Here is a 12,648-nt window from a genome sequence, read left to right on the forward strand (position 1 = left end):
CCAATCGCTTTTTAATTTGCACTAGTTATCTAAGTTTTGAATCGGTTGTGTAGGTACCGCGACCAAATCTCCGGTGGCCAATAGATACAGATATTGAGCAATAATCGGTTGCCCCGTCATCTGTTTTAAGGCTGTTGCGTAGAGATTAACCTGACCGCCGTATCGCTCCAGCAGTTTCGCTTCACTCTTGGCAACATCGCGTGGATTCACGTGATCGGTCTTATAGTCGAATAATATCACACCTGCTGGCGTCAGCAGGTACCCATCGACAATCCCATGGACGAGAACTTGCGATGCCATTTCCTTAAAGTCTCGGAACAGGCTCCGGGCTGGCATCAAAAGCGAGAATGGCACTTCGCGATGAAGTTGGTCCGGCGCTGCCAAGATTTTCTGCCCTAAGTCGCTCGCAAAGAACCGTAAGATCAAATCCGGTTGGATGCGTTGCGCAACCTCAGCTGATAAAACTTGGTCTGTAACCAGCTGGTCAATAAGCATCTGCACACTGGTTTCTGTTGGTGCCGACGTAACGTCTAACTGCTGTAAAACCAAGTGGGTGGCGCTCCCGATTTCTGTTGGCAGGGGTTCGCGCACCGTTTGGAGAAATTCTGGCCGCGCAAAGTCATGCGTAACAAAACGTCGGCCAGCCTGGCCCCGTTCAGTTGGTTGGTATTCCCCAATCGTTGCGTTGTCTGGGTCTTCAAATAATCGCTTGGCTTCGGATACAGACTGGTAAGCGGTCGTTTCCGTTGCTGCTTGGTGGGGGTATTGAAAGTCCATAATGGCCTTGATTTGCTCACCAGAAACCGCCTTATCATCTGCCTTTTCTGCTATCTGACTCGTCTCTTGCAACCAATCAGCTGCCGCCTCACCAACGGACTGCATCGGTTCAATGTCTGCCGCTGTTGCAAAGGAAACCTTGAACTGGGCCGGATCACCAGCTAAACCGGAAAAGGCACTAGTTTCCGTGCGTAACTCCGAGTCAAAATGTGAATCACGAATCAAACACATCCCAATCCAATCCAAATAGTTAGCTAGCGTGTTCTTTTCTCGCAAAGTGGCATTCAGCACCAGTTCAGGACTTTGATAAGCCTGTTCCCAAGCGCTGAGCGCCTCTTCTTGATTCTTATGTGACCCCACGATATAGAGGCGCGACTCGGCACGCGTCAAAGCCACATATAGTTTACGCATTTCCTCAGCTAAGCTGGCCCGTGAAATAGCTTGCGCCGTCACCAGCTTCTGTAGGCTTGGCGCCTTAATCCGGCTTTCAGTATCCAAGTAGTCAATGCCGATGCCGGTTTTTCCACTCATAACGTAATTTCCTTGCTGATCCTGTCGGTTAAATTGGCGTGAGGCATCCATGATGAAGACGACCGGGAATTCCAGTCCCTTGCTCCCATGAATGGTCATCACGGATACCGCATTTTCGGCTGTTTGAACTGGCGCGCCGGCCAAATCGGCATCGCGCTGCTGTAAGCGCTCGACGAAACGAACAAATTGGAAGAGCCCTTTAAAGCTACTCTTTTCATAGCTTTGTGCCCGTTCATAGAGCGCATGTAAATTTGCTTGTCGTTGTTCGCCGGCTGGCATTCCCCCGACATAATCCAGGAACCCCGTCTCTTGATAAATATGCCAGATCAGCGTAACCAGTTCATTTTGCTGCGCGATATCTCGAAACATCTGCAGTTGTTCTAAGAAATGACTGATTTTTTCATAGACGCGCTGCTGCATGGCACTACTGGTCCCAACTGCGAAGGTTTGCTGGAAATGTAAGAGGGCTTGGTAATAATCCCCCGTTTTCTGATTGATTCGCAACAGCGCCAACTCATTTTCGTTCAGACCCACAATGGGGGACCGCAGGACAGCTGCCAGTGGAATATCTTGATAGGGGTTATCAATGATCCGTAGTAGCGCCATCATAATCTGGATCTCGGTTGTTTTAAAATAGTTCTGCGCATCGTTGACGACCACGGGAATCCCCATGCGCCGCAGCTCATCAGTAATAATTAGATTATTTGTTCGCGTCGGCGTCAACAACGTGATGTCCCGATAATCCATGGGCCGCGTCAGCTTCTTTTCTCGGTCATAAATGGGCGTCTTAGCTGCAATCAATTCCTGAATCTTTTTCCCGGTCATCAGGACCTCGCCTTGATGCTTGTCATCCACTTGGAAGGTCTCGTCCATTGGTTCCCCATCTCGGGATTCCTCAGTGCCCTCTGTCAAATAGACCAAGAGTTCCGCCGTACTTTCGACATTCTCTGGGTAATAGGTTGCTCCAAATTTTAGCTGTGCGGCCCCCGTATAGGCAATCTCACCTAATTCACGATCCATTAGCTGCTTAAAAATGAGATTGGTAAAATCATCGACATTTTTCATCGATCGGAAATTTTCGGCTAAGGTGATGAGCTGACCAGCACTTTCATCGGCCGCATAATGGTCCGTCTTTCCCATAAACAGTGTGGGATCTGCCTGGCGGAACCGGTAGATCGATTGCTTCACATCCCCCACCATAAAAAGATTTCCTTGCGGGGCAGGTTCAGCGATCGCCGTTAAAATGGCCTCTTGTAAGCCGTTTGTATCCTGATACTCGTCGATCATAATTTCAGCGTACTGATCGCGCAGTTGCGCCGCAACATGGCGTGATTGATCTGTATCACTGGTTAAAATTTTCAGTGCCGCATGCTCAATATCTGCAAAGTCCAACACATGGCGTCGTTGCTTTTCGGCACGATAGGCTTTTCTAAATGCCGTGACAACCCTTGCCAATTCGCCAACCAGTTCTCCTGATTTTGCAATCGTAGTCATGGCTTGTTCCTCACTCTGAATCAGGTAAGTCTTCTTCAAGACGTCTAACTGCTTACGTGCTGGGTCATAGTAAGTCGTCTTGAGCTCATTGTAGACCGGAAAATCTTCGTTCGTCTTACGAATGCTTGGCATACGGCCCCACGTAAAGTCTTGAACGGCAGCTCGTAAATCATTCCAGCTCCCATTAGCAACTAAGTCTAAAACCGTCTTAAGACTAGCCAAAACGTTTTGCAGATGCGCTGCTTGCTTCTCTAAGTTATTTTGAGTTGCTAACTGTTCCGCGCTAGTTAAGTCCGCTTGAATCTGCTGCAATTGTGCCGTGAATAGTGGCGCCAATTTTTGCCGATAAAACGTTGTTTGCGTCAGCCGGTCACTATCTAACTGATACGGTTGCGGCAAGGCTGCCAACCATGCGGCCGGGTCAGGCGTTGCGTTGGCAAAAGTATAGGTTTGTTGAACTAGATCAGCCAGCCCATCATCGCTACGATCGCCCGAAAAATTTTCCGTCAATCGTGCAAATAAACCACTGTCATCATCGGCATAGAGCTGTTCACGCAAATCCGACCAAACCTCATCTCGAAGCAAACCATTCTCAGTCTCATCGGCTAGCAAGCGAAACACGGGGTCAAGGTCAATCACGTAATAGTAATGCTGTAAAATGCGGAGACAAAACGCATCGAGTGTACTGATATCAGCCACGGGAAGTTGATTCAATTGGCGTAAATAAAACGCTTGTTGGTCACTATTCCCTTGATTAGCCGCTAATTCTTGACGCAAGGCGGTTTGAATCCGGTCGCGCATTTCGGCAGCCGCCGCTTTGGTAAAGGTCACGATTAAAATTTCATCGATTCCCATTCCCGACTTCAAGTGCTCAATTACCCGCTGGACCAGCACCCGCGTCTTCCCAGATCCCGCTGACGCAGAAACTAATAGGTTATTCCCAGTCTGGTGAATTGCCTGGTCTTGGCTAGGTGTAAAACTAAATTTTGCGCTCATCGGCTGCCTCCTTTTCCTGTTCGGCCTTGATTCGGGCCATGACATCGTCTTTCTTTAAAGCCGGGAGTTCCCGGTAATTATTTTCCTTTAGCAACGGATCAAACTGCATGATCGACTTGTATGGTGAAAATTGTAACGCCGTCCGATTTTGCTCCCTAAATGGTGCTAAATCAACATGCCCGTCGAAAATTTGCGTCGCTGCTCGCTTAATCAAGCGTTCCGTATGTTCGAGTAGCAAATCCAGTTCTGCCGGCTTGACCAGCATCTTACTGTAAGACGTAATCGTTCCTTTGACAGTCCGTCGTAACCCCCGGAATAACAGTGAGCTGCCGCTATAATTATCCGTGGCAAACAGGGAATCTAAATTGGTCAACAAATCCGGATCATCTAGTAATAACCCCTGATACTGTTCCGCTTTAAGCAAGGCCTCTAACGGGTCATCGCCTAGAACATCTGCTGCCTTTAGAATTGGATTTTGCAAATGAAGGTAGACGGCCCCCGCCAATTCGGCATTGACCGGCGTCTCATTGGCCAGTAATTCTGGCAAATTCTTCTTAACCGCGTCCAAATACGTCAGCATCTGCATCGCCTGACCATAATAGGCATCTTGATAACTAAACTTGTGCTCCGAACTCTTATAATCAACGATTCCCAGGTAGGTTTTATCCTGAAGCTGCATTGCATCTAACCGGTCGATTCGGCCACGAACGGTCACCTTTCGTTTCTTTTCCAGATCGAAGGATAAGGCTTCTAAACCACGTTCATCCCCCAGTCCAAACTGTACCTCGGTCCGCTTAGGCCGCAATTTCGTCCGTTTACTCTGCTCACGTAACGTCTTAGCCATCTGCCGCATCGTCTTGATCAATTGCTGGCGAATGTAGACCATTCGATTTGAACTTTCTAAGATGGCAAACTGCGGATTAGCTGTGGTATCCAAGACCTTTGCAATCACTTCGTCTGTCATCTCTCGTAACTGTTGGTCATCCAAATCTGCTAGGTTTAGCTTTTGATCGTTAACGATCTTCATGAGACCATCCATCGTCGCATGGAAGAATTCCCCAGTACTAGCCGGTGAGAGCTCGAAAACGTCACGTTCCTGCAGCTTCAAGCCGTATTTGAGGAAATAGGCATAGGGATTGGCGTAGTATTCCTCTAATTTAGAAATAGAAGTACTGATCTTATTGCCATACAGTTGCGTCACAATATCTGGTGTCAACTGCTCTGGCACATTGCGATAACTCAGACTACCCAGTAGTTTTGTCGTCAGTTCACCATAGTTGATGTCCGCTCTTAATAAACGCAGAACGTAAAGCCAAGCCGGTGATAATGGCTGTTCGCGAATCTGGCTATCATGACTGGCCTGTACCAGGTGGCGCAGCGTTGTCCGCCGGGTCCCCACAAAGGGTAAAATATCCGTTTGTTGAGCATCTGGCGCAGCTTCGGCTAACGTGACGGGTAACTTAAAGTAGTCGCGAATCCGGGCAACGTACGGCGAAATCTGCAAGCCACCGTCACCATCACTCGTTGCCGGATAGCTAAAGATCAACTGATCGCTTCCACTTAGAAATGCTAGATAGTTCAAATAAGGTTCACCAGCAAGCTGTGTCGCCGCATCATCACGCAAGTAACTGTTGGCATCGGTCGCCTGTAATTGTTCGCTTAAATCCTGACGATCGTTATCCGCGAGTAATGTTGTCGGCACCTGATCATCAGGCATACTGTCGGCTGTAGCGCCCATTAAGAACGTTATCTTCCGGTTATTCGCCTGCACGATTCCACTTTCAGAAATCATAACTTGATCAAGTGTTGATGGAATTTGGCTAAACTTTGCGCCAGCAAACCCTGCCTGTAGCAACGATTGAAAATCAGTCTGATTAAACGGCTGGTCGCCTAAAATACTATGGCACTCATCGAGCATCTGACAGAAGGTTGCCCAAGTCTGTTCAGGTTGCCCCGCACGAAATAAGTCCCCGGCCGCAATAGCTTGGTCCCGCCAGGCCATCAAGCGTTGACTCACACCGTGATTTTCTAGAAACTGATACAGCGTAGCCGCCGCCTCAGTATACGTTTTAGCCGCCTTCAATCTGGTAAAGAACGGTGGCAATGTGTCCTTCACAAAATGACGAATAACGTTGATCTGTGCGGTCACTTGTTCGTCATGTGTCGTCTGAACACTATCGTCCCCCGTTGAAAAACGAGTGTACAGCCAATCCTTATCCTGCGTCCAGCGATACTGACCTTCATAGCCATTCTTCAAGACTAGATTTTCGGTTAGTGCTAACGCTCGCCGATAAACGTTTAGATCCAATGGCTCCCCATCATCCCCCACCGGCAAAAGTAATTCAGACTTCAACACCCGAAAAACATCGGCATATCGATAATTCTTTCGCTGCACATCAAACAACGCATTGAGTAATTCGACAAAGGGATGATCGGCCATCTGCACATCAGCATCATCAAAATAAGGAATCTCCTGCGCCTTAAAAATGGGATCAATCACTGTCTGATAAGCATCTAAATGGCGTGCTAAAACTAAGAAATCCTGGTAACGGTACTGGCCACTTGCCACGAGCTGTCGAATTTGGGTCGCCACATGAGAAACTTCCACATAGCGGTTAGCGGCTTGAACGATTTTGACATTCTCCAACACCGCTACGGCGGGCTTGGGTTGAGGAGACAAGGTGTTCGTCTCCTGCCAGAAATGGTCGAGTGCTAGTAAATCCGGTGAAACGCGACGAGTTGCCGCCTGCTGATCAATCAAGACAGGAACATTATCTGCCCGCGCTTCAACGTAAAGTTGATGGTACAACTTAGCTGACTGGAAAAAGAGGGTCGTCGTATCTGGTAACTCCTGCGGATAGCCCTTATCTAAGTTCAGCGCCACTTCAACACTAGCCGAACGCTGAATCAGAACCGCAACTAGCTTACGTTCCTGAGCACTCAACTGTGAAAATCCTTCCAGATAAAAATGGGCGTGGCTTAACTCAACCTTAGTTGCCAAATAGTCGGCTAACTGATTCAGTAAATCGGTATTTTCAACGTATTTCCCCAGCATTTGGGTCTCAAATGCTTCATACAAAATCATCAGATCATGCAGCTTAGCTTGTAAATCGGCATTGGTCGTCGTCAGGTTATCTACGGCGGTCAGGAGGTCGGCAGCCGTGACCTGCCCCACTTTCAATTCGGCTAACTGTGTCGTCAATTGCGTGATAAATCCAGGCCGATCGACCTCACCACGAAAAATCGTCAGCTCATCCGCATGGCTTTGAATGATTTGATAGATCAACATATTCAAGCCAGCCGTTGAAATGCGGGGTAGCTGATAAACGGGTTCGTTTTTCATGAAGAACCAGGCTAATCGCGTAAAAGAAAAGACCTGAACTTGTGTCTGTGCGAATAGTGGTTGCTCTGGTGCTAACCGTTCCTTCAATGCTGTCAGTACATCCACTTCGGTCTCGAATTTAATATGGTTGGGAACCAAATAGTAATATTGATCCGTGGGTATTGCCGTAACTTGTTCTGCCATCGCTGTCACCATAGGCGTTCTGTGGTCCATTCCCGCACTACCCAAAACAAATTGTAAACTCATCAGCCGACCTCCTATTTTTCCTAAAATTCGCTATGTAAGCAGCATTTCAATTTCGGATTACTGCCGTCTAAGGTAATTATATTCTAGCATACTCAATGCCAAAAGCGAACAAATGTTTGCCATAAATTTTCTCATATTTAATAACATTATTCGCATATTTCCTACAAAGCGTGCTACACTTAAAATTAAAATATGGTGAGAAAGTGGGCAGGCTTTTATGAAAGATACTGAACAGGTTCAAATTCTACAGGAACTAGTCGAAATCAACTCTGTTAATGGTAATGAAGCGGCTGTAGCTACTTATATTCAAAAACTTTTTGCCAATCACGGCATCACATCTAAAATCATCCCTTATACGGATGGTCGTAGTAACATTGTCGCTGAAATCGGTGATGCCACCAGCGATAAAGTTCTGGCATTGGCCGGTCATCTGGACACTGTGGCAACGGGCGATGTCGCTGACTGGCAATTCGATCCCTTTTCCGCGCACGTTGAAAATAATCGGCTATACGGTCGTGGCGCTGCCGATATGAAGAGTGGTTTGGCCGGTATGGTCATCACCTTTATTAACTTAGCCGATCAAAAAGTTAAGCTTAACGGGCGACTGCGTTTCATTGGAACGGTTGGTGAAGAAAATGGCGCCATGGGCTCACGTTTGCTCACTGAACAAGGGATTGCTGACGACCTGGATGGGATCATCATCGGCGAGCCGACCGGTGGTAATCTCGTTTACGCACACAACGGGTCTCTGAACTATCATGTTTATTCGCAGGGTCGCGGTGCCCATAGTTCGATGCCTGAAAAAGGAATCAATGCCATCACGAATCTAATCAAATACGTCACAGCCGAAGCAACCGAGTTTGCGGACGCGCCCGTTAGCCCTGAACTTGGGCCCCTGGTCCACAGCGTAACCGTTTTCAACGGTGGGGAACAGGTCAACAGTATTCCTGCCAAGGCTGAACTCCAAGGTAACATCCGGCCAATTCCTGAATTCGATAACGAAGCCGTCATCAAACGACTGAACGAAACGGTCGACAAGCTTAATCAAGAAGCCGATGTTAACCTGACACTGCACGTCGACTACAGTTTTAAACCCGTCATTAGTGCCACTGACTCCGGTTTGGTCAAATTAACCAAGCAAATCGCTGACGATGAATTCGGTCATCCCGTTGAATTGCAAGTCATCCACGGTGCAACCGATGCTTCCGAATACACCAAGTCGGCCAATCAATTTCCAGTGGTCGTCTATGGTGCTGGGGAATGGAACGACGCACATTCACTCAATGAATCCGTTGACCTCGACCTGTTCGCTCACGTTCAACACGTTTATGAACGCTTGACGAAAGAATTCTTAGCCTAAATGTAGTGTCATCAAAAATGAGATCAAAAACTCCGAAGCAGGAATTTTTGACCTCATTTTAGTTTGCAACTCAATCTTTATTTCAAACTATGATCGTTGCCTCACCGTGAATTTTAATTTTGATGTCGTCGCCAATCAATCAAACCTAGCACTGCCGCTAAACCGGCTAATAGTATCCCCCAAACAGTAGTAAACGATGTGGCTTCATCCGTTTGCGGCAAAGTTACTACCGTTGTCGCCGGTGACTTACCATTGACAGGCGACTTTAATTTTTGACCATCTGTAGTAGCCCAAGCCGCCTGACCCTTAGCTATTTTAGCCGCTGATTGCTTAGTCATTTCACGGGCCACTACCTTGGGTTGCTTGGCTACTAACACTGGTTGCTTCAGTTTGTTGTTGTCAGCGACCGGAGTTTTCTGCCCGTCACCGCTATTACCTGGTTTCTCTGGTGACACTGGCGTAACTGGAGTCACTGGTTCGACGGGATTCACTGGCGCGACTGTTTTTTGATAAACGAAAGTTCTCTCCACAGTTGTTCCACTAAAAGTTCCTGTGAGTATCTTTTCGCCCTGAACTGTATATCCAGAAATTGTTGGTGCTGTTAATGTATATGCGGTTCCTGTGGTCCCTACCTGCTGTGTATCCGGTAAGATTGAATGCCCATCAGCATCCACGTAATGGCTAATGACCAACCCATTTTTCGACGGTGACGTCTCTAATTGATGATAGACAAACGTCACTTCCTGCGTGGTCCCATTAAATTTTCCAGTCGCATTTATCGGCTGTGCCGTGAGCATGTAGCCCGCGATACTTGGCGCCGTTAAATGATAGTCCATGCCAGTCGCTTGACTTTGCAATGTATCTTCCATTAAGTATTTACCTGACTCATCAACATAATGGGCAATGACTAACCCATGATCTGCCGTTGTATTTTTCAGCTGATGATAAATGAGCGTGATGTCCGTACCAGCCGTTATATACTGACCCGTTACATCAGGTGTAGCTTTAACTAGGACATAGCCAATCTGCCGAGTTGGTACCTGATACGTCGTCCCAACTGTGCCTACCATCGTCCGCTCATCAGCAATTTTAACACCGGCTTCATTCAAATAATGAATATTCACTTGGCCCAGATGATTAGGATTCGTTTGACCAAATTGATGATAAACAAATGTCGCTTCAGTTGGCGTAAGCACATATTTTCCCGTAACGTTTGTTGGTGTCCCAACTAAAATTGCGTCAGGAATCGATGGTGCCACTAACGTATAGTCCGTGCCCACTTCACCAAATTGATCACCATTCGGCGCAATCTGCTGCCCGCTCTCATTGACGTAATGAACAATCACATGGCCGGTCGCTGACGAAATTACTAAGGTGCCTGGCATTAACTTAACGTCATAATTTTCATTCACTGCTGTCTCGCTCAAAACGGGGGTAACGGTATAAGACCCCACTTCGGTTTGCGACATGGCGTCTAGCTTATACGCCAACTTTTCCGAGTTCACTTCTCCCGTAACCGTCGCCGTAGCTTGGTGCGCTTGGCCATCATACACCGCTTGCTGATTATTAACGGTAATAGTTGCTGGTGCCTTCGTAATTGTGTAAGTCCCATCCTCAACGTTAATATCAGCAAGGGTCGGATTAGCAGCGGCTAACTTTGCCTGGCCAGCTGCGCTCAACGTCACACCATAGGTTCCGGCATTGCGTAAGCCTGTGGTGGTCCGTGAAGTCGGTTGAACGGGAGCCCACATCAAATCTCCGGCTTGCCACCCATTTGCTGGCGCCACTACTTTGCCGTAAACATTAATTTTATAATTAGCTAGGTCTGCTGCCGAAAGCGCCTGCCCATCGTAGACTTTCGTTCCGTCTCCCGTGATCGCCACGGCGTTATTTTCTTGCCAGACATAAGTCTCAGCGGGCCCAACAACGCTGCCATCTGCGGACTCTGATCGCTTGTACATCCCTCTAAGCTGGACATACGAGTAGGAAGCCCCATTAGGTGAATCCACCGTTCCCGTGCCAACAGCTTGCCACTTGCCTGTATACAGCTTAGGGTCGAACCCTTTCATGCTAGAAATTTCAGGCAAAAAGGCATCATCGTCTATTGCACCATAGTAAGTTCCCATCAACGCAGATTGCGGTCCCATAGTAAAGGACCGTAAGTTCGTTCCACCCAAATAATCTATAAAGTACATCTGACCATTCTCATTCATATGAAATCCCGACAAATCTAAGGATGTCAATGCCGCATCCCCTGCAACTAAACGCATCATATGAAAGAATACTTTGCCGTTCGTCTGCCAACAACTAAAGTCTAATTTCTTTACGGAGGACATCCCCGCAAACATATCATCCATGATCAGGACCTGAGAAACATCCCAATGGCTAATGTCCAAGGCGGTCAATGAAGAATCTCCTGAAAAAGTTGCCTCCATGTCACTTACATCGCTGGTGTTCCAGCGGCTGACATCAAGAGTCTCTAACGCTGAGCAGTTGGCAAATGTATGACGAATAGCGTGCACATGGCGAACATCCCAATGACTGACATCCAAAAATTTCAGTTTATTTTGGCCCGCAAACATATACGCAATATCACCACCAAAAGGGCTGTTACCAACATTACTCGTGTTCCAGTGGCTGACATCTAGCGCTTGTAATGATCCAACATCCGTCTTTTCAGTCGTTGAGTTAATAATCGTTTGATTAAACATATAACTCATATTTTTGACCTGACTCGTATCCCAGTGAGAAACATCCAACGTGGTCAGCGACTTGGCCAAATTAAACATATTCTGCATGTCGTCCACTTGACTGGTATTCCATTTGGAAACATCCACTGTAACTAAGCTTTTAGCCGATTCAAACATTCCAAACATATCGGTTACTTTGCTCGTATCCCAGTTCCCAGTATCAACTTCGACCAAGCTATCATCGTCCCCAAACAGCCGCATAAAGTTTGTCGCCTGACTGACATCAAATCGATCTGCGTGCTCAACGTTCACTAAATTATGCAGGCCATAAAATAGATACGAAGAGTTCTTACTAGCCACAACTTTATCATCAAACGAGATGTTCTTGATCTTATCCGCATAAGTCATCCATGGCGTCCGATTTCCATTCGATAGAGTATCTGTAAACGTTCCCGCACCAAAATGTAGGACGCCTGCTTCATCAATATTCCATGCGCTGGTCCCAAAGATACCAGCCATATCCGATGGCGTGGCGGCTGCCGGAATAGCTGAACGACTCAAAGAGACTTGGCACGACTGCATTAGCTGTGCCGAATTTGTGACCTTTCCCCCAGAAACTTGTGGTTTTAGAGCTGAATTTGGCTGCTTCGGTTCAACTGGAGTAAGTGACTCATTAGTCACCTCTGCTGGTGCTTTTTTCGAATCTGCTTTCTCCGTCTCTGTCTTTGTAGGTTCTACAGACACGCCATTTTCTCCTGAAGCCTTTTCCGAAACTACCTTCGGCTCCTGATTTACTGATGGCGTCTCTTGTGCTACTGAATCAGGCCCCTTTTGAGTTTTAGTCGCTGTTGTTTCACTAAGATTATTCTGGTTTCTGGCTTCCGACGATGTGTTTTCGGGCGCGGATATCTGCTGTTCTGAAGTTACAGATTCTTTATTCTGTGCCGACTCATTTGTTGCTGCTGTAGACGTTTCGGCCGGTGCCGTGATGTTTGGTGTTGATGACTTTATTTCAGGGCTTACATCCGCGTGCGCCTTTATCGTTAATCCCAAGCTCCCTAAGCTTAAGCTGGCTAAAGTAACCCCCATGTATACCCAATGACAACCGGATTTATTACCTACCATTCGTTTCATGATACTCCTCCTCAAGAATTCAAAAAGCAAGTTATGTAAGTCATATACGATTTTTAGTATACACGGATTTTTCTCTT

General features: G+C 47.1%; 4 protein-coding genes. 1 reads left to right on the forward strand and 3 read right to left on the reverse strand.

The genetic code is table 11. The features are described 5' to 3' along the window. Window positions 1-21 precede the first annotated feature (21 nt). Together addA and JUF10_RS06945 are read right to left on the reverse strand one after the other, a co-directional pair. On the reverse strand, window positions 22-3,798 hold the full coding sequence (addA, locus tag JUF10_RS06940; RefSeq protein WP_203641498.1) for a helicase-exonuclease AddAB subunit AddA: 3,777 nt from the start codon (window positions 3,796-3,798) through the stop codon (window positions 22-24). Then, complete coding sequence (locus JUF10_RS06945) at window positions 3,782-7,387, reverse strand: PD-(D/E)XK nuclease family protein (protein WP_203641499.1); 3,606 nt, start codon at window positions 7,385-7,387, stop codon at window positions 3,782-3,784. The genes addA and JUF10_RS06945 overlap by 17 nt, the downstream gene beginning before the upstream one ends. Window positions 7,388-7,604: 217 nt before the next feature. Here JUF10_RS06945 and JUF10_RS06950 point away from each other — a divergent pair, with 217 nt between their 5' ends. Further along, entirely contained in the window at window positions 7,605-8,747 is a 1,143-nt protein-coding gene (locus JUF10_RS06950; RefSeq protein WP_203641500.1) for an ArgE/DapE family deacylase, read from the forward strand. A gap of 113 nt (window positions 8,748-8,860) precedes the next feature. Here the strand turns inward: JUF10_RS06950 and JUF10_RS06955 are convergent, their stop codons facing one another. Then, window positions 8,861-12,571, reverse strand: coding sequence for a BspA family leucine-rich repeat surface protein (locus tag JUF10_RS06955; RefSeq protein ID WP_203641501.1), 3,711 nt, complete (start codon window positions 12,569-12,571; stop codon window positions 8,861-8,863). Between the last annotated feature and the right edge of the window lie 77 nt (window positions 12,572-12,648).

It is taken from the genome of Levilactobacillus andaensis (genome assembly GCF_016861695.1).
Lineage (GTDB): Bacteria > Bacillota > Bacilli > Lactobacillales > Lactobacillaceae > Levilactobacillus > Levilactobacillus andaensis.